The sequence below is a fragment of the Streptomyces fulvoviolaceus genome, from assembly GCF_000718165.1.
GTDB classification, from domain to species: domain Bacteria; phylum Actinomycetota; class Actinomycetes; order Streptomycetales; family Streptomycetaceae; genus Streptomyces; species Streptomyces fulvoviolaceus.
The window spans coordinates 15,100-33,267 of record NZ_JOEY01000050.1 but is presented as its reverse complement, the minus strand read 5'-3'; the positions used below and the strand labels follow the sequence as shown (position 1 = coordinate 33,267).

The 18,168-nt window shown below is 70.9% G+C and carries 14 protein-coding genes and 1 riboswitch; of the genes, 6 read left to right on the top strand and 8 right to left on the bottom strand.

Annotated features, from left to right (window positions below; all coding sequences use genetic code 11):
* Positions 1-2 precede the first annotated feature (2 nt).
* Positions 3-653 (top strand): response regulator transcription factor, encoded by a 651-nt coding sequence (locus tag IG08_RS0141400; RefSeq protein WP_030615695.1) that lies wholly within the window; start codon positions 3-5, stop codon positions 651-653.
* 10 nt (positions 654-663) lie between these two features.
* Here IG08_RS0141400 and IG08_RS0141395 read toward each other — a convergent pair whose 3' ends face one another.
* The 4 genes from IG08_RS0141395 to IG08_RS0141380 all read right to left on the bottom strand — a co-directional run bounded on the left by IG08_RS0141395 (position 664) and on the right by IG08_RS0141380 (position 5,299).
* The gene (locus IG08_RS0141395; RefSeq protein WP_030615693.1) at positions 664-1,578 is read right to left on the bottom strand and encodes an SGNH/GDSL hydrolase family protein; all 915 of its coding nucleotides are present in this window, start codon (positions 1,576-1,578) and stop codon (positions 664-666) included.
* A gap of 116 nt (positions 1,579-1,694) precedes the next feature.
* Complete coding sequence (locus IG08_RS0141390) at positions 1,695-3,914, bottom strand: MMPL family transporter (RefSeq protein ID WP_043456481.1); 2,220 nt, start codon at positions 3,912-3,914, stop codon at positions 1,695-1,697.
* Between the two features lie 114 nt (positions 3,915-4,028).
* On the bottom strand, positions 4,029-4,664 hold the full coding sequence (locus IG08_RS0141385; RefSeq protein WP_030615686.1) for a GTP cyclohydrolase II: 636 nt from the start codon (positions 4,662-4,664) through the stop codon (positions 4,029-4,031).
* Between the two features lie 116 nt (positions 4,665-4,780).
* On the bottom strand, positions 4,781-5,299 hold the full coding sequence (locus tag IG08_RS0141380; RefSeq protein ID WP_030615683.1) for a MarR family winged helix-turn-helix transcriptional regulator: 519 nt from the start codon (positions 5,297-5,299) through the stop codon (positions 4,781-4,783).
* Positions 5,300-5,377: 78 nt separating this feature from the next.
* On the opposite strand from IG08_RS0141380, the gene IG08_RS0141375 reads away from it, so the two are divergent.
* From IG08_RS0141375 to IG08_RS0141350, 5 genes are all read left to right on the top strand, one after another.
* The gene (locus IG08_RS0141375) at positions 5,378-6,508 is read left to right on the top strand and encodes a dihydrofolate reductase family protein (protein ID WP_030615680.1); all 1,131 of its coding nucleotides are present in this window, start codon (positions 5,378-5,380) and stop codon (positions 6,506-6,508) included.
* A 447-nt stretch (positions 6,509-6,955) separates the two neighbouring features.
* Positions 6,956-8,173, top strand: coding sequence for an alginate lyase family protein (locus IG08_RS0141365; protein ID WP_030615677.1), 1,218 nt, complete (start codon positions 6,956-6,958; stop codon positions 8,171-8,173).
* A 283-nt stretch (positions 8,174-8,456) separates the two neighbouring features.
* The gene (locus tag IG08_RS0141360; protein WP_390898661.1) at positions 8,457-9,578 is read left to right on the top strand and encodes a PP2C family protein-serine/threonine phosphatase; all 1,122 of its coding nucleotides are present in this window, start codon (positions 8,457-8,459) and stop codon (positions 9,576-9,578) included.
* A gap of 239 nt (positions 9,579-9,817) precedes the next feature.
* A riboswitch (cyclic di-AMP (ydaO/yuaA leader) is annotated at positions 9,818-9,975 on the top strand.
* 12 nt (positions 9,976-9,987) lie between these two features.
* Complete coding sequence (locus IG08_RS0141355; protein ID WP_030615670.1) at positions 9,988-11,046, top strand: M23 family metallopeptidase; 1,059 nt, start codon at positions 9,988-9,990, stop codon at positions 11,044-11,046.
* Between the two features lie 150 nt (positions 11,047-11,196).
* Complete coding sequence (locus IG08_RS0141350) at positions 11,197-12,150, top strand: aldo/keto reductase (RefSeq protein ID WP_030615667.1); 954 nt, start codon at positions 11,197-11,199, stop codon at positions 12,148-12,150.
* Positions 12,151-12,265: 115 nt separating this feature from the next.
* On the opposite strand, the gene IG08_RS0141345 is transcribed toward IG08_RS0141350, so the two are convergent.
* The 4 genes from IG08_RS0141345 to IG08_RS0141330 all read right to left on the bottom strand — a co-directional run bounded on the left by IG08_RS0141345 (position 12,266) and on the right by IG08_RS0141330 (position 17,710).
* Positions 12,266-13,612: a PrsW family intramembrane metalloprotease gene (locus IG08_RS0141345; RefSeq protein ID WP_030615664.1), complete on the bottom strand. Its 1,347-nt coding sequence runs from the start codon at positions 13,610-13,612 to the stop codon at positions 12,266-12,268.
* 50 nt (positions 13,613-13,662) lie between these two features.
* Positions 13,663-14,532: a tRNA (guanosine(46)-N7)-methyltransferase TrmB gene (gene trmB, locus IG08_RS54910; RefSeq protein ID WP_030615661.1), complete on the bottom strand. Its 870-nt coding sequence runs from the start codon at positions 14,530-14,532 to the stop codon at positions 13,663-13,665.
* Between the two features lie 446 nt (positions 14,533-14,978).
* Complete coding sequence (gene lhgO / locus IG08_RS0141335; RefSeq protein ID WP_199821022.1) at positions 14,979-16,208, bottom strand: L-2-hydroxyglutarate oxidase; 1,230 nt, start codon at positions 16,206-16,208, stop codon at positions 14,979-14,981.
* A 77-nt stretch (positions 16,209-16,285) separates the two neighbouring features.
* Positions 16,286-17,710: an NsdA family TPR-like regulatory protein gene (locus IG08_RS0141330; protein WP_030615654.1), complete on the bottom strand. Its 1,425-nt coding sequence runs from the start codon at positions 17,708-17,710 to the stop codon at positions 16,286-16,288.
* Between the last annotated feature and the right edge of the window lie 458 nt (positions 17,711-18,168).

The window sequence follows — 18,168 nt, the reverse complement described above, 5'->3', positions numbered from 1 at the left end:
CCGTGCGTGTGGTGATCGCCGAGGACAACGCCCTCCTGAGAGAAGGCATGGTCCTCCTTCTGACGTCCGCCGGGCACGAGGTCGTGGCCGTTGTCGGCACCGGCCCCGAGGTGGTGCCCGCCATCCTGGAGCACCGGCCGGACGTGGCCGTGCTGGATGTGCGGATGCCGCCCGGTTTCCGCGACGAGGGGCTGCGCGCCGCGCTCGTCGCCCGCGAGAAGATCCCCGGGCTGCCGGTGCTGGTGCTCTCGCAGTACGTCGAGGAGTCCTACGCCGCCGAGTTGCTGAGCGGCGGGACCAGCGGGGTCGGCTACCTGCTCAAGGACCGGGTGGGCCGGGTCGACGAGTTCCTCGACGCGCTGGAGCGGGTCGTCTCAGGCGGCACCGCCCTCGACCCCGAGGTCGTCACCGAGCTCCTCACCCGCCGCAAGAACTCGCCCATGGAGTCGCTGACCCCGCGCGAGCGCGAGGTGCTCAAGCTGATGGCGGAGGGTCACGACAACACGACCATCGCGTCGACCCTCGTTGTCACCGAGCGCGCGGTCAGCAAGCACATCGGCAACGTCTTCCTGAAGCTGGGCCTGCCGCCGAGCGACAGCGGACACCGGCGGGTGCTGGCCGTACTGGCGTATCTGGCCCACACCCCCCAGTGATGCCGCTTTCCTAGAGCGACGACCGCATCGCCCGCAGCACCGCGTCCGCCATCCCGCGTTCCCCGAGCTCGTTGGGGTGCATGGCGGCCGCGGGGCTCTTCGGCAGGAGCGGCTCGATCCAGCGGGCCCCCTCGGCCGAGCAGGCGTCGCGGCCCTCGGAGGGCTTGTACGTGTCGACGTACCCCACCCCCGCGGCCTTGGCGCGCTCCCGCAGCTCCGTGTTGAGCTGCTGCTCCTGCTCCCGCAGGAAGGTCACGTCACCGGGTGCGACAGTCATCTCGTCGCTGCACTCCGCGCCGTCCGCCGGCAGGATCGACGGGTAGCCGACGACGTAGACCCGCGCCTCGGGGGCGCGCCGCCGGATCTCGCCCAGCGCGCGGGAGAGCCGCTTGCCCGCGACCTCGGTCTTCTCCTGTACGTCGTCGCCGTACCGCCGGGCGCAGGGCGCGTCCTCGGGCGCGTGCCCGGCGGCGAGCTCGTACAGCGCGCCCATGGCCACGCACTGCTTGATCGTCGAGGCGAAGCCGATGTCGTTGCCGCCGATCCCCACCGTGACCAGCCGGGTCTCGTGCGACAGCGCGGTGAGCTGGGCCGGGTTGGTGCCGTCGTCGGTGGACTGCGCCGTGGTCAGGTCGGCGATGGTGGCGCCGTTGCAGCTGACGTCCTTGAAGTCGGCCCCGTTCAGCTGGAGCCGGGCGGCGACGAGGGAGGGATAGTTGCGGTCGGAGCGGTCACAGCCGGCGGGATCGCCGTCCTGGTCGGGGATCTTCGGTCCGGCGGTGTAGGAGTCGCCGAGGGCGACGTACGACCACTTCGACGAGGCGGGTGCGTCGTCCCCGTCGTAGCGCGTGACCCCGACCGCGGCGGCCAGCGTGCCGCACGCGACGAGGAGCCCGGCCAGCATGACCCGTGTGTGAGTCGTCATCAGGATGGTCCTGTTCTGTCTTGGGAGGCGGGACGAGCGGCAGGGCGGGGACGAAGAGGTGGCCGCCTCGGGGGGAGTGAGGCGGCCACCGGTTCAGGGGGGAGTGGCTCAGGGGGTCAGCGGCTGAGCGCGGGCTCTTCGACGGGCACTTCCGCCGCAGCGGTCGCGTGCCGGTGGCTGAGCTTCTCGCCCTCGACGTCGATGTTCGGCAGGAGCCGGTCGAGCCAGCGGGGCAGGTACCAGGCCTTGTGGCCGAAGAGGGCGAGGATGGCCGGCACGATCGCCATGCGGACGATGAAGGCGTCGAAGAAGACCGCGATGGCCAGCCCGAAGCCGATCATCTTGATCATCGACTCACCGGCGCCGATGAAGCCGGAGAACACCGCCATCATGATCAGCGCGGCGGCCACGACCACCCGGGCGCTGTGCCGGAACCCGGACACGATCGCCTGCTTGGGCGCGTCCCCGTGGACGTACGACTCCCGCATCCGCGAGACCAGGAACACCTCGTAGTCCATGGCCAGTCCGAAGACGATGCCCACCAGGAAGATCGGCATCATGCTCATGATCGGGCCGGTGGTCTCCACGCCCAGCAGCTCGGCGCCGTGGCCCAGCTGGAAGACCGCGACGACCGCGCCCAGCGCCGCGAGGACGGAGAGCAGGAAGCCGAAGGCCGCCTTCAGGGGCACCAGCAGCGAGCGGAAGACCAGCAGCAGGAGCACGATCGCGAGACCGACCACGACCGCGAGGTACGGGATCAGCGAGGCCTGCACCTTGTCGGCGACGTCGATGTCCAGCGCGGTCTTGCCGGTGACCTCGAAGGAGGCGCCGTCCGCCTTGGACTCGATGCCGGGCCGCTCGTCGCGGATGGTCTGGACGAGCTCCTTGGTCTTCTCGTCGGTGGGCGCGGTGGAGGGGGTGACGGAGAGGACCGCGGTGTCCCCGGCCTTGTTGAACTGGGCGGGCGAGACGGAGACGACCCCGTCGGTGGCGGCGATCTCCTTGGAGACGGTGGATACGGCGGCCTTCGGGTCGTCGGCCCCCTTCGCGTCCACCACGATCGTGAACGGGCCGTTGAAGCCGGGCCCGAATCCCTCGGCGAGGGCGTCGTAGGCACGCCGCTCGGTGGTGGACGTGGCCTTCGCCTCGTCGCCGGGCATGCCCAGCTGGAGGTCCATGACGGGAGTGGCCATGGCACCCAGGCCGACGACGCCGAGCAGGAGGACGGGCAGGGGGTGTCGTACGACGATCTTCGCCCAGCGGGAGCCGCCGTTCTCGGTCTTCAGCAGCTTCCTGCGGTGGCGCTTGGAGTTCTTGCGGGCCCCGCGGGAGAGGACGGCGTTGGGCCAGAAGCCGAGGAGGGCCGGGACCAGGGTGAGGCAGATGAGGACGGAGACGCCGACCGCGCCGGCGGCGGCCAGGCCCATCTTGGTGAGCATCGGGACGCCGACGACCCACAGTCCGGCGAGCGCGATGATCACGGTGAGCCCGGCGAAGACGACGGCGGACCCTGCGGTACCGGCGGCGAGCCCGGCGGCCTCCCTCGGATCGTGCCCCTTGGCGCGCTCCTCCCGGTACCGGGAGACGACGAACAGGGCGTAGTCGATTCCGCAGGCCAGGCCCAGCATGGTGGCCAGGGTGCCGGTGTTCTCGGACAGGCCGAAGGCCTCCGACAGGGCCAGGATGCCGGTCATGCTGATGCCGACGCCGATGATCGCGGTCAGCAGCGGCAGCCCGGCGGCGGCCATCGATCCGAAGGTGATGAGCAGGACGACGGCCGCGATCGCGATGCCGATCGCCTCGGCCGCGCCGCCCGCCGAGGGCTGGGTGGCGAGCGCGTCGCCGCCGACCTCGACGGTCAGACCGGCGTCCTGGGCCTGCTCGATGGCGGTCTCGAGGTGCTTCTTGCTGGCGTCGGTGAGGTCGGCGGCCGTCGCGCTGAAGGAGACGGTCGCGTACGCCGTGGAGGCGTCCTTGCTGACGGCCTTCGCGGCGAACGGGTCGACCGCGGAGGCGACCTGGGACCCGTCGGCGGCGGAGTCGACGAGCGCTTCGATGGCCTTCTTGTTCTCCGTGGCGGTGACCTTTTCACCACTCGGCGCGATGAACACGATCCGCGCGCTCGCCCCGTCGGACGCCGAGCCCGGGAAGCGCTGCTCCAGCAGGTCGAACGCCTTCTGGGACTCGACGCCGGGCATCGTGAAGCCCTCGTCGGCGGGGGTGGGCGCCTTGGTGGAGGCGAAGCCTACGGCTCCCAGCACCGCCACCCAGAGCAGGGCGACGAACCAACGCCACCGGAAGGACACGCGGCCCAGGTGATAAAGGACAGTAGCCATGGCGGGGGAGGCCTCCACATCGGCGGTTCGGAATCGACACCTTCACGATTCCGTCAGCCGTCTTCCGCCACGAGGGTGTGCCCTCCCGAACCAGGGGTGTAGCGGGCTACACCGTTACCCGGCGTTCAGCTCCGTCAGCTCGCCCAAGGGCAGCGTGTGCTGGGTCTGGAGGACCTTGGCACGCAGGTACCGGACGTTGTGGGCGGTGGTGAAGACGCCGGTGGGCACGCGGTCCCGCACATCGATACCGAGGTCGCGCAACTGGCCTGCCTTGTCAGGGTTGTTGGAGAGCAGATCCAGCTCTCCGATCCCCAGAGCGCGGAGCATCTGCGCGGCCGCCGTGTAGTCGCGGGCGTCCTCCGGGAGGCCCAGCGCGGTGTTGGCGGCGTAGGTGTCGAGACCCTGGTCCTGGAGGGCGTACGCGTCGAGCTTGTTGTAGAGGCCGATGCCGCGGCCCTCCTGGCGCAGGTAGAGCAGGACGCCGCCGCGCTCCGCGATGCGCTCGACCGCCTCGCGCAGCTGCGGGCCGCAGTCGCAGCGGGCCGAGCCGAAGACGTCGCCGGTCAGGCACTCGGAGTGCAGGCGCACCAGCGGGACGGGGCCCGGGTCGCCGAGCACGACGGCCACGTGCTCCTGGCCGTCGGCCAGTCCGTGGAAGGTGACCAGCTCGGCGTCGACGAGGTAGCCGTCTTGGAAGCGCAGCGGTACCTGGACGCGGGAGCGCGGGGTGGCGGCGGGGAAGTCGGGCATGCGGGTACTCCGGTCTGTCCTCGGGCATTTCTGCTTCAGTTTTGAAGCAGATCCACGGTTCGAGACCCTACCTCATGCTTTAAATTTGAAGCAACGGATATATGGCGCTTGTCACGTCATGGGGAGCAGGGTGAGGACGAGGGGGACCGGCGCCGCCACGGGAGGTCCTCGGGCGCACCGCGGTCTCCCTGGAGCCCATCGGCGATGCTCGCGCAGATCTCCTCCAGCTGCCCGACCTGCTCCGGGCTGAGCCGGTCGAAGATCGCGGCGCGGACGGTCTCGACATGACCCGGCGCCGAGCGCTCCAGCACGGCCAGGCCCTCATCGGTCAGGACGGCGATACTGCCCCGCTTGTCCCATCGACAGCTCTCCCGCCGGACCAGCCCGTCCTTCTCCAGTCGCGTCACGGCGTACGTCAGCCGGGGGCGCGTGATCTTCAGCCCCTCGGCGAGGTCGGTCATCCGCAGCCGCCGTTCCGGTTCGTCGGACAGCAGGGCCAGGATGGAGTAGTACACGTGGGGCATGCCGGCCTCCTGCTGGAGCTGCCGGTCGATCGCGTCCTCCAGGAGCAGGGAGGCCGCGAGGTAGGCGCGCCAGGCGCGCTGCTCCTCAGGGGTGAGCCAGCGGGTCGTCATGCCCCCAGTGTAGGTTTGCTTCAAACTTGAACCAAGACCCGCCGTCCATCTTCCGTCCTCCAGCCGGGGAGCGCACCGATGCCCCACCCGTACGTGTTGCTGTCCGCCGCCGTCTCCCTCGACGGCTACCTGGACGACACCGGCCCCGAACGCCTGCTCCTCTCCAGCCCCGCCGACTTCGACCGCGTCGACGAGGTACGGGCGTCGGTGGACGCGATCCTGATCGGCGCGGGCACGATCCGGGCGGACAACCCGCGACTGCTGGTGAACTCGGCCTCGCGCCGGGCGGCCCGAGTGGCTTCGGGTCGCTCGGAGTACCCACTGAAGGTCACGGTCAGCGGCTCCGGCGACCTCGACCCGACGGCGAACTTCTGGCACACGGGCGGCGAAAAGCTCGTGTATACGACGGACAAGGGCGCGGAGAGGGCGCGCGAGGTGGGCCTGGCGGCGGACGTGGTCGCGCTGGGCCCGGAGCTGGACTGGCGCGCCCTCCTGGCGCACCTGCACGACGTGCGCGGCGTCCGGCGCCTGATGGTCGAGGGCGGCGGCCGGATCCACACCCAACTGCTGCAACAGGGGCTGGCGGACGAGCTGCAGCTGGTCCTGGCCCCCCTGTTCGTCGGCACCCCGGACGCACCCCGCCTCTTCGGCCCCGGGGGTTACCAGGCCGGACGCCTGCGCCTCGTGGAAACCCGGCAGATCGAGGACGTCGTCCTCATGCGCTACGAGCCGACGGCACCGGGCCGCGGCGGGTCACCGTCCGCCGCGGACCACCACTGGCTCGCGCTGGCCTGTGAACTCGCGGCCCAGTGCCCGCCCTCCCGCACGGCGTTCAGCGTGGGCGCGGTCGTGGTCGCCGCCGACGGCACGGAACTCGCCCGCGGCCACTCCCGGGAGGGCGACGACCCGGTCGTCCACGCGGAGGAGGCGGCGCTGGCGAAGCTGCTCCCGGGAGACCCCCGCCTGGCCGACGCGACGGTGTACAGCAGCCTGGAACCGTGCGCCCACCGGGCGTCCCGACCCGCGCCCTGCGCCCGACTGATCCTCGACGCGGGCGTACGTCGTGTGGTGACGGCATGGCGCGAGCCGGACACGTTCGTCGAGGCGGCCGACGGGAGCGGGCTGTTGGCGGGGGAGGGCGTGGACGTGGTGGTGCTGGAGGAGTACGCGGAGCGGGCGAAGGCACCGAACGGGCATCTGCTGGGGTGAACGGGCATCTCTTGGGCTGAGGTGGGTGGGGCGAGCCTTTTGCTGGGTTTGGGGGGTGAGCCTTCCGCTGAGCTGAGGGCGGGCGGGACGAGCCTCTTCTGCTGGGTCGAGTGGGTGGAGCGAGCCTTTTGCTGGGCTGAGGTGCGTGGGGCGAGCCTTTTGCTGGGTTGAGGTGGGTGGAGCGAGCCTTCTGCTGGGTTGGGGGGCGAGCCTTTTGCTGGGCTGAGGGTGGGCGGCGCGAGCTTTCTCAGCGCCGGTCACGGCATCTCCAGCCCGTCCGGCGTTTGAGGACGAGGCCCGTTCAGGGCCGAAGGGGGGTCTGGGGGCGCAGCCCCCAGGGGCGCCGGCAGCACCCCCTGCCAATCGGACCAACAGATTCTGCGGCCCGCCGCCCCCAACCGCACGCTGCGAATTGACCCCGGTCCGAAAGACTCCGCGGAGATCCCCATGAGGTCAGCCCGAAGACGTGCCGTCACCGCACTGCTCGCCGCCCCCCTCCTCACCGCCCTCGTCGCCTCCTGCGGCGCCACCGACTCCGGCACCCGGACCATGGCCAGGGCGCTGCCCCCGGACGCCGAGTTCACCCACCCCGGCGTCCTCGTCAGCAAGGCCCAGCTGGACGCCGTACGAAAGAACGTCACCGCGGGAAAGCAGCCGTGGCTGAAGGCGTACCTGGACATGCGGGACAGCAAGTACGGGTCGTACAAGTACCGGCCGGAGCCGTACGAGAACGTCGACTGCCCCTGGGGCGACAAGCCCAAGCACGGCTGCGTCGAGGAGCGCGAGGACGCCATCGCCGCCTACACCCAGGCCCTCCTCTTCAGCGTCACCGGCAAGCAGCAGCACGCCGTGAAGGCCAGGGAGATCATGGACGCCTGGTCGGCGAAGGTGAAGCGGCACACCGAGGAGGACTCGGGGCTGCAGACGGGCTGGGCGGGGTCCACCTGGGCGCGGGCCGGCGAGGTCATCCGGTACAGCGACAAGGGCGGCTGGCCCGCCGACCGGGTGCGGCGCTTCGAGAACATGCTGCGCACCGTCTACCTCCCCACCGTCACCCAGAAGGTCCCCGACTACAACGGCAACTGGGACCTCGTGATGACCGACGCCGCCATCGGCATCGCCGTCTTCCTGGACGACCACGAGGCCTTCGACCACGCCGTGCAACGCTTCCGCGAGCGTGTGCCCGCGTACTTCTACCTGGAGAAGGACGGCAAGGTCCCGCTCACCCCGCCGGGCTCCACCGTCAACACCCCGCAGAAACTCACGACGTACTGGTTCAAGCAGTCGACGTACAAGGACGGCCTCGCCCAGGAGACCTGCCGCAACTTCAAGCATGTCGGCTACTCGATCGCCGCCACCGCCCACGTCGCCGAGACCGCCTGGCACCAGGGCGTCGACCTGTACGGCGAGGTCAAGGACCGGCTCAAGGCCGCGCTCGCCTTCCACGCCCGCTACCAGGCCGGCCAGCCCGCGCCCGCGTGGCTGTGCGGCGGGAAGGTGGACCGGACGATGGGCCCGGACCTGGAGGTCGTCCTCAACCATCTGGAGGACCGGCTCGACGTCTCCGTCCCGGCCGCGCACAAGCTCGCCGAGGAGACCCGCCCGGCCGGCACCGACGGCCTGTTCGTCTCCTGGGAGACGCTCACCCACGCGGGCAACCCGTGAAAATCCCAGCTCAACGGCGGTGATCGGAAACTCTGGTACTTCCCACCCCACGGATGGCGTATGCAGCTCGCTGGGCTCATAACCCAGAGGTCGCAGGTTCAAATCCTGTCCCCGCTACTGAAGGCCGAGGGCCGGAATCCGAAAGGGTTCCGGCCCTCGGTGTTTCCCGTCTGCACACACGGTCATCCGGTCGGCCCACACCGCTCGCCCCCCACCCCCGCCGAGGCAACCCTGGACGGACGGGACCGTGACCGGAGCGGACGTACGCGGTGGGAGACGAGTGGTGCGGCCTGAGTTTCCTGAGCTCCCCGATGACCCACCGGCCCCCACGCCGACCCCCACGCCGGTCCTGCGCACCCTCCTCCAGATCCTCCCCGCCCTTCTGATCGTCGGCGGCGTCTTCTACGACCTCCTCACCCCCCGCGGCTTCACCGCGATCCCCTTCTTCACCGCCGCCCCGCTCGTCGCAGCCCCCCTCTATCCGCTGGGCGGCACCGCCGTCACCGGCGTCGTGGCCGTTCTCGCCACGTACGGGGTGCACGCCCGGTTCGGCTTCGCCGTGGACGCGGACACGATCACCGAGACGGTCACCGTGGCCACCGTCGCGGTCCTGGCCGCCGTCATCAACCGCGTCGTACGCCGGGGCGACCGGCGCCTCGCCTCCGCCCGCGAGATCGCCGAGGCCGCCCAGCGCGCGGTGCTGCCCGAACCCGCCGAGCGGATCGGTGGGTTCGACATCGCGGTCCGCTACGAGGCGGCCCAGGAGGGCGCCTTCATCGGCGGCGACCTGTATGCCGTACAGGACAGCGCGCACGGCGTGCGGCTGGTCGTCGGGGACGTGCGCGGGAAGGGCATGGGGGCGGTCGCGGCCGTCGCCGTCGTCATCGGGGCCTTCCGGGAGGCCGCCGAGCAGGAGGCGACGCTGGAGGCGGTCGCACAGCGCCTGGAGCGGGCGCTGGCGCGCGAGGGGACCCGGCGGGACGGCATCGACGCCGTCGAGGGGTTCACCACGGTCGTCCTCGCCGAACTCCCGCACGGCGACGGGGTCCTCCGGATCGTCAACCGCGGACACCCGCCGCCCCTGCTGCTGGACGCCGACGGTGCCGTACGCCCGCTGCCGGCCCGCGAGCCCGCGCTGCCGCTCGGCATGGGCGAACTCGGCACCTGGCCCGACCGCGCGGACGAGGCCGCCTTCCCGAACGGGGCCACGCTGCTCCTCCACACCGACGGCCTGACCGAGGCGCGGGACGCCCACGGCGAGTTCTACGATCCCGCGGCGCGGCTCGCGGGACGCAGTTTCCGCGACCCAGGGGCGCTCCTGCGCACCCTCGCGGAGGAGGTGCGCCGGCACTCCGGGGGCTTCCTGACGGACGACATGGCGCTGCTCGCCGTACGACGGCCGTAATACGTCGATGCGTCACGGCCGGTAGTCGGGCGACCGCCCTCCGCATAACAACTGACATACCGTCAATACCTGTGGGTAATCTGAGCCTTGGCCAACTCGCCCGTTTTTCGCCGGTCATGGCCTGTAAGTCCAGCGGGATTTCGTTAATGATCAAGCCGAACAGCTTGGAATGGACCCCCCGGGTCTATTAACGTTCGATAACGCAGCGCGGTCGTCCCAGCCGTCACAAGAGACGGCTCCGTGCTCACGCGCTTAATCCCGCAAGGGAGCCGGGGAACCACCACCCTGGGGTGAATCGCGCCGAAGCCGCCGTGGAAGCACGGCAGGTATACGCGCGTAGGAGACCTTCCTGCTCCGAACCCGTCAGCTAACCCGGTAGGCGAGAAGGAAGGAAAGGAGCACGCCCCACGTGGCGTCCAACCGGCCTGCCCCAGAAGCCCCGTTCGTGCCGAGCCAGCGTGACAGTGAGACCAGCGAGACCTTCGGCTACGGCGAGTACCGCACCGACGAGGGCCCCTGGGCGGAGTGGAACCCCACCGAGGAGTCCCTCCCTCCCGTACGCGGCCGGCACCGTGTCGCCAAGCAGCGCAGCGGCCTCGCACGCGGAGGATTCGCCCGCAGCTCCACCGTTCTGGGCGTCGGAGTCATAGCCGCCGTCAGCGCCGGCGGCATGGCCAGCGCCAACACCGGCAAGCCGCCGGTGTCCATCTCCATGCCCGACCTGCCCACCGTGGGCTTCCTCGGCTCGGACGACTCCGACGACGACGCCCAGGGCTCCACCACCACGCTCAGCAACATCGGCGTGAGCGACACGGACACCGCGCAGGGCGCCTCGGACGCCGGCGAGGCGCTGCGCTCGCGCATCCTGGCCCAGGCCGAGACGCAGCAGAACCAGGTCGACACCAAGGCCTCCCAGGCCGTCGCGGCCGCCGCCGAGAAGGAGGCCGACGCAGCGGCCGCCAAGGCGGAGAAGGAGGCCGAGGCGAAGGCCGCCGCCGCGAAGAAGGAGGCGGAGGAGGCGGCCGCGAAGAAGGCCGAGGCCGAGCGCCTCGCCGAGCTGGCCAAGCAGTTCACGCTGCCGACCTCGTCGTACACCATCACCGGCACCTTCGGTCAGGCCGGCTCCCTGTGGTCCTCCGGCTACCACACGGGCCTCGACTTCGCCGCGCCCACGGGCACGCCGATCAAGGCGATCCACAGCGGCACGATCACCGAGGCGGGCTGGTCCGGCTCCTACGGCTACCGCACGATCCTCACCCTCGACGACGGCACGGAGCTGTGGTTCTGCCACCAGTCCTCGATCGGCGTCAGTGTCGGCCAGAAGGTCAGCACCGGTGACGTCATCGGCCGCGTGGGCGCGACGGGCAACGTGACCGGGGCGCACCTGCACCTGGAGGTCCACCCGGACGGCGCCGCGACCGGCATCGACCCGATGGCGTGGCTGCAGAGCAAGGGGCTCAACCCCTGAGGTCCGTCCTCCCCTGATCACCGGCGGTCCTGACGCAAACCCCCCGACGTCAGGGCTGCCGGTTTACCGGAGCGCTCGCTTCCGATTGTTTACGGGAAGTTTGCGGCCGGTGCGGAAGATCGGCCTCCGGCGCGGGCGTTGACGTGAAACATGACTTCTCCCGCGCTTCGCAAGCTTGGCTCCTCCGACCTCGAGGTCTTCCCGCTCTCCCTCGGCGGCAACGTCTTCGGCTGGACCGCCGACGAGACCCAGTCCTTCGCGGTCCTCGACGCGTACGCCGCGGCCGGCGGCAACTTCATCGATACGGCGGACTCCTACTCGGCATGGGTCGACGGCAACGTCGGCGGTGAGTCCGAGACCATCATCGGCAAGTGGACCAAGTCCCGCGGCAACCGCGCGGACGTCGTGATCGCGACCAAGGTCAGCCAGCACCCCGAGTTCCAGGGCCTGTCCGCCGCGAACATCAAGGCCGCCGCGGACGCCTCCCTGCGCCGCCTGGACACCGACCACATCGACCTCTACTACACCCACTTCGACCAGCCGGACGTCCCGGTCGAGGAGATCATCGGGGCGCTCGACGAGCTGGTGAAGGCGGGCAAGGTCCGGCACATCGCCGCGTCCAACATCTCCGCCGAGCGGCTGGAGGCGTCTCTCGCCTTCTCCGACCGGGAGGGCCTCGCCCGCTACGTCGCCCTCCAGCCCCACTACAACCTGGTCTCCCGGGACACCTACGAGGGCGACCTCCAGGACCTCGCCGACCGCTCCGGCCTGGCCGCCGTCCCGTACTTCGCCCTCGCCTCCGGCTTCCTCACCGGCAAGTACCGCACCGGTACGACGGTCGACAGCCAGCGCGCGAAGGCCGGCGCCGGCAAGCACCTGGAGACCGAGCGTGGCCAGAAGGTCCTGACCGCCCTCGACGAGGTCGCCCAGACCCACGGCGTCCCGGTCGCCACGGTGGCTCTGGCGTGGCTGGCGGCCCGGCCGACGGTGGCGGCCCCGATCGCCTCCGCACGGACCGTGGAGCAGCTCCCGGCGCTGGTGGGGCTGGCGGACCTGACCCTGACGGAAGCCGAACTCGCCCGCCTGACGGACGCCTCGGCCTGACCTTCCCTCAAAGCCTGTGTCCCATCCCCGGCCGGGCGCCCGCCGCCTGGCGATCGCCACGCATCAGACCGGGGACGTGACGCAGGCTCTTACGTCCGGTACGGGTTGCGGGCTCTTACGTCCGGTACGGGTTGTACGCGGGATACGGCGCCGCCTGATACCCCGGGTAGGCCGGCGTCGCCGGATACCCGTACACCCCGTACACGGGCCAGGGCGGCGCCATCACCGGGACGGGCGGTGCCGTCATCCGTGCCGCGTGGTCCAGCGCGGGACGCGCCACGTCCCGGCGGCGCCACAGCTCGTGCAGCAACTCCCGCTCCCGTACGACGAAGTCGGCCCCCGCGCGCCCACGGCGCCCCCGATGCCGTAGGAAGGCCAGCGAGGTCGCGTACGCCTCGTACTCGGCCACCGCCCGCCCGGCCGGCTTCCCGCCGAGACGCTGCCGGGCGTACTCCCGGGCCAGCCGGCGTGCCCGCATCGACCCGAGGGCGTACGGCTCGGCCGGGGTCAGCCAGCCGGCGACGCCGTACGCGGGCAGCTCCTCGCGTACGGTCCTCAGCTCGCGCTGCCGCGTCCAGACGACCAGCCAGGTCAGCAGGGCGAACGCGGGCACCATGAACATCGCGTACACGGCGAAGAACCCGTACTCGCCGAACGTCGACGAGCCGTTCCACATCGCGTGCATGCCCATCGCGAGCAGCAGCCCGGACAGCGGGACGAGGACGCGCCGCACGCGGTGGCGCTGCGCCGAGAGCGCGGAGATGCCGAAGCCGATGCCGGTGAGGACCGTGAAGAGCGGGTGCGCGAACGGCGACATGATGACGCGCACGAAGAAGGTCGCTGCGGTGACGGAGGCGATGCCGCGGTCGCCGGTGAGCTGGTCGGTACCGAAGGCGGTGCCGAGGTAGAGGATGTTCTCGGTGAACGCGAAGCCGGTGGCGGTGACCCCGGCTATCACCACGCCGTCGACGATCCCGGTGAAGTCCCGTCTGCGGAAGAGGAACACGAGCAGGACGGCGGCGGCCTTGGCCGACTCCTCCACGATGGGCGCTATGACGGTCGCGCCGAGGGTGTCGGCATGGGACGGGTCGGCGGTCGCCGTGGCGATCCATCTCGTCGCGAAACTGTTGGCGACGATCGCTATCAGCGCGGCCGCGCAGGCGCCCCAGGCGAACGAGAACAGCAGGTTGTGCCAGGGCCCGGGCTCGACCCGGTCGAGCCAGCGGAACGCGGCTATGAGGAGCGGCACGGGCAGTACGGCGAGTCCGAGCCCGACCAGGAACCCCTCGGTGCCGGTCTGTTCGCGCACGAGGGCCAGGATGACGAGCCCGGAGAGTGTGAGGAGCGTGATCAGCGCGCCGTACCGCACCCATTTCTTCTGCCACCAGTGCGCGTGCCGCAGCGTGCCCACGTCACCGGCGGGGTGACTGGGGTGCGTCGGGTACGGGGGACAGGTGGCCACAGCATTGACCTTAACGAGACAGAGGCCCCGTCCGCAGGCGGGCGGGGTGCTCAGACGCCGGTGGGGGGTTGGTCCTGGTCTTGGTCGCCGTGCTGTACGCGGCGGAACAGCAGGTCGTTCACGACATGTCCCTTGTCCAGTCCCTGGCCCTCGAAACGGGTCAGCGGCCGGAAGTCGGGACGCGGCGCAAAACCGCCGTCGGCCTGTGTGTTCTCGAAGTCGGGGTGCGCGGTGAGCACTTCGAGCATCTGCTCGGCGTACGGCTCCCAGTCGGTCGCGCAGTGCACGATCGCCCCCGGCTTCAGCCGGGTCGCGGCGAGGTCGAGGAACTCGGCCTGGATCAGCCGCCGTTTGTGGTGCCGCTTCTTGGGCCAGGGGTCGGGGAAGTAGACGCGCAGGCCGCCGAGAGAGTCGGGGGCGAGCATCTCGCGCAGCAGGATGATGGCGTCGCCGTTCCCGACGCGAATGTTGGACAGCCCGCTCTGCTCGGCGAGATTGAGCAGGGTCCCCTGCCCCGGGGTGTGCACGTCGACGGCGAGAACATTGGTACGGCGGTCCGCGGCGGCCATCTGAGCGGTGGCTTCCCCCATCCCGAACCCGATCTCGAGCACGACGGGGTTCGTGTTCCCGAACATCTCCCCGAGATCGATGACCCGCTGCCCGTCGATGTCCAGCCCCCACTTGGGCCACAACCGCTGCAACGCATCCGCCTGCCCCGCCGTCACCCGACTCCGCCGCGGCTGAAAACTCCGGATCCGCCGCTCGAAGTGCGACCCGGCGGGATCGGGAGCCGGCCCGTCCGGGAACCGGGGCTCCCCCTTGGCCCGCGTATGCCGCACGGACACACCGGGAACATGCGAAGGAGACCCGCCGGGCGAGACGGGCCGGGAGACGTCGGAGGCGTTGAGGAAGTCAGACACAGTGGGACCGATTTTACGGCGACCAGCCGCATGCCGTCGGCCGAGCCGGGAGCTCCGCCCCCAGACCCTCGCCCTATGCCCACCCACCACCCGACTCGGTAGCCCGAGAGGTGGCAGGCTCGGTAGGCCGAGAGGTGGCCGGCTCGGTTGGTCGAGGGCTGGGTGACTCGGTGGGGCGGACTATCAGCGTCGGCCGGCATCTCTCAGCCCGTCCGGCGTTCGCTTACCGACGCGGTTCAGGGCACCTTCCAGCCTGTCCGGCGTTCGCTTCCCAGCGCCGTTCACGGCAACTTCCAGCCCGTCCGGCGTTTGAGGACGAGGCCGTCCAGGCCGAAGGGGGCTCTGGGGGCGTAGCCCCCAGCGGGGTCGAAGGGGCGGAGCCTCTGGTGATGGGACGGGTAGGGGCGGCGGGGGCGAAAACCGATGCGTCCACACCACCGCCACCTTCAGACAGAACCCAGCACACCCAACGCCCGCCGAGCCACCTCCCGCCCGATCGGCAACGAAGCCGTCGCCGCAGGCGAAGGCGCATTCAGCACATGCACAGCCCGCTCCCCCTCCCGAATCAGAAAGTCATCCACCAGCGTCCCGTCCCGCAGCACGGCCTGCGCCCGCACCCCCGCCACCGCAGGCACCAGATCCCCCTCCACCACCGCCGGCAACAACCTCCGCACCGCCCCCGCAAAGGCCCGCTTGGACACCGACCGCCGCAGCTCCCCCGCCCCGTACCGCCAGTGCTCCCGGGCCATCCGCCAGGCCCCCGGCCAGCTCACCGTCGCCCCCAGCTCCCGCACCCGCAACGTCCCCCACCCGTACCCCTCCCGGGCCAGCGCGGGCACCGCATTGGGCCCGACATGCACACCCCCGTCGATCCCACGCGTGAGATGCACCCCGAGGAACGGAAACGCCGGATCCGGCACCGGATACACCAGCCCCCGCACCAGCTCGGGCCGCGCGAGCTCGTAGTACTCCCCCCGGAAGGGCACGATCCGCATCCCCGGCTCGTCCCCCGTCATCCGGGCCACCTCGTCGCAGTACAGCCCGGCACAGTTCACCAGCACCCGCCCGCGCACGACGTCCCCGGCCCCGGTGAGCACGGCCACCCCGAGCCCGGCCCGCCGGTCGACCCGCACGACCTGGGCGCCGTACCGGATCTCCGCCCCCGATGCCTCGGCCAGTTGCCGCGCGACCCCGACGAAGTCACACACCCCGGTCGTCCCGACGTGTATCGCGGCGAGCCCCCGCACCTCCGGTTCGTACTCCGCGATCTGGGAGGCGCCCAGTTCCCGCACCGGAATGCCGTTCTCCCGCCCGCGCTGCACGAGCGCGTGCAGCCGGGGCAGCTCGTCCCGCTCGGTCGCGACGATCAGCTTGCCGGTGACGGCGTGCGGGATGTCGTACTCGGCACAGAACTTCACCATCTCCGCGGCACCCCGCACCGCGTACCGAGCCTTGAGGGACCCGGGCCGGTAGTAGACCCCGCTGTGGATCACCCCGCTGTTGCGCCCCGTCTGATGCCGGGCGGGCCCCGGCTCCTTCTCCAGCACCGTCACCCGTGTGCCCGGCACGGCCCGAGTGATCGCATACGCCGTGGACAGCCCGACGATCCCGCCACCGACGACGAGCACGTCACAGTCGTAAGCGACCCCAGCCCGCACCTGCACCACCTCCCGCATTCGATAGTGCACTGCGCCACTGACAATGCCTTCAAACCCGAGAGGCGGATGCTTCCGAACCCGCTCCTGACCCGCCCCTACGCCGGAGCGACAAGCAACGGCCGAGCCCGCTCCCGCAACTCCACCACGCGAGGTTCGTCGCCGTACGGCTCCAGCCGATGGAGCAGATCCTTCACGTACTCGGTGGTGCGCGCCGAGGAAATGCGCCCCGCGACCTCCACCGCCCGCACGCCCTGCTCGCATGCCGCATCGAGATTGCCGGACTCGAGCTCGGCGACCGCCGAGACCACCAGCCTGAGTCCGTGCGAGCGCACGAACTCCTCCGTCGGCTTCGACAGCGCCTGCTCGGTGAACCGGCGGACCTGACGCGGCGCCTTCAGATCGCGGTAGCACTCGGCCGCGTCCGCGGCGAAACGGTCGTAGGAGTAGAAGCCGAGCCAGGACGGATCGCTGTCGCCGTCGCGGGCCCGCTCCAGCCAGCCCTCGGCAGCCCGAAGCGCCGCGCCCGCCGCCTGCGCGTCACCCGCACGCGCGTGTGCGCGTGCCTCGACGAGGCGGAAGAAGCTCATGGTGCGGGCGGTGGCCAGCCCCCGGTTGCGCTCCAGCGCGGCCTGGGCGAGATCCACGCCCTCGTCGCCGAACCCCCGATAGGTCGCCTGCAGGGACATCGACGCCAACACATACCCCCCGAGGGGGACGTCGGCCGCCGCGCGCGCCAGCCGCAGCGCCTGGATGTAGTACCGCTGCGCGGCCTCCTGCTGCCCCGTGTCGAAGGCCATCCACCCGGCCAGGCGCGTGAGTTCGGCGCTCGCACCGAACAGCGCCCGCCCCACCTCGTCCGAGTAAGACCCGAGCAGCAGCGGAGCCGCCTCCACCCGCAGGCACTCCGGCACCATGGACGAACGCCAGTCGCCGCCTCCGTACTTGGAGTCCCAGCGCCTGGCGTCCTCGGCGGCCTCCCGCAGCTTCAGCACATCGCTGTGGCCGACTTTCTGCGGTGCGCCGGAGGCCTCGGAAGGGTTCACATCGCGCGCGACCGAGCTGTCGGCCGGGGTTATCAGCCACCGTGAGGCAGGCGTTGCGTATGCGCTCACTGCGAACGATCCGGCGAGCGACTGCCAGATGCCGCCGGTGCCGGCCCGGCGCCCGGCGAGGTCGAGACGGTAGAGCTCCGTCGCCGATCTGACCGCCTGTCCGACGTCCCTGGGGAAGGCGAGGCCCACCTCGGGTGCGGGATCCGCGTCCGCCAGGCCGATCTCGTGGAGCGGCACCGGGCGGCCGAGCTTCTGGCCGATGGCGGCGGCGATGAGGTGCGGCGCGGCTCCTTGAGGCACCATTCCCTTCGACACCCAGCGCGCCACCGACGTCTTGTCGTAGCGAAGAGTCAACCCGCGTTGAGCGCCAAGATCGTTGACGCGACGCGCGAGTCCTGCGTTGCTGATTCCCGCGAGGGCGAGAACGGCGCCGAGTTTTTCGTTCGGCCCGCGTTGCTCCCTGGACATGCGCCACCCCTCGACACAGACGGCTGCCGCGCTGGCATAACCACGCGGCATTCGTAAACCCAGCGTAGTTCGCCGCATCCCAAGCGTTAAGAGGCATTGTTCCGGATGGCGGGATTGTGGTCCGTACGGAAGTGCGGGTCCGATACGCGCAGTTGCGTCGTGCTCCCGTTGTGTGGCCGTGCGCCCGTGCGTGCGCTCTTCTCCGGCCATCGGGGGAGCGCTTCCATGGATACTGCGTGGGTCGGCCCGCTGTACTGGATCCAGTGGGCTGGGGGACACCGCCGCCTACATCCCCGCGGGCGGCGGACCGGCCCGGGGGGCGAAGTGGCGTCTCCCGGGCTGCGCGCCTGATCTGCGGCGCGTGGAGCGTGTACGGAGCGTGTGCTCAGGGCTGCGCCGACTGCGCCGATTTGGCCGAAAATCGACCCCTGCTTTCCCGGGCGATCAGCCCTCCCACC

Bases quoted from the DNA above. Each gene is read 5' to 3' on its own strand.
- IG08_RS0141395 (WP_030615693.1), bottom strand. From the start codon at position 1,578: ATGACGACTCACACACGGGTCATGCTGGCCGGGCTCCTCGTCGCGTGC.
- IG08_RS0141390 (WP_043456481.1), bottom strand. From the start codon at position 3,914: ATGGCTACTGTCCTTTATCACCTGGGCCGCGTGTCCTTCCGGTGGCGT.
- IG08_RS0141385 (WP_030615686.1), bottom strand. From the start codon at position 4,664: ATGCCCGACTTCCCCGCCGCCACCCCGCGCTCCCGCGTCCAGGTACCG.
- IG08_RS0141380 (WP_030615683.1), bottom strand. From the start codon at position 5,299: ATGACGACCCGCTGGCTCACCCCTGAGGAGCAGCGCGCCTGGCGCGCC.
- IG08_RS0141375 (WP_030615680.1), top strand. From the start codon at position 5,378: ATGCCCCACCCGTACGTGTTGCTGTCCGCCGCCGTCTCCCTCGACGGC.
- IG08_RS0141365 (WP_030615677.1), top strand. From the start codon at position 6,956: ATGAGGTCAGCCCGAAGACGTGCCGTCACCGCACTGCTCGCCGCCCCC.
- IG08_RS0141350 (WP_030615667.1), top strand. From the start codon at position 11,197: ATGACTTCTCCCGCGCTTCGCAAGCTTGGCTCCTCCGACCTCGAGGTC.
- lhgO (WP_199821022.1), bottom strand. From the start codon at position 16,208: ATGCGGGAGGTGGTGCAGGTGCGGGCTGGGGTCGCTTACGACTGTGAC.
- IG08_RS0141330 (WP_030615654.1), bottom strand. From the start codon at position 17,710: ATGTCCAGGGAGCAACGCGGGCCGAACGAAAAACTCGGCGCCGTTCTC.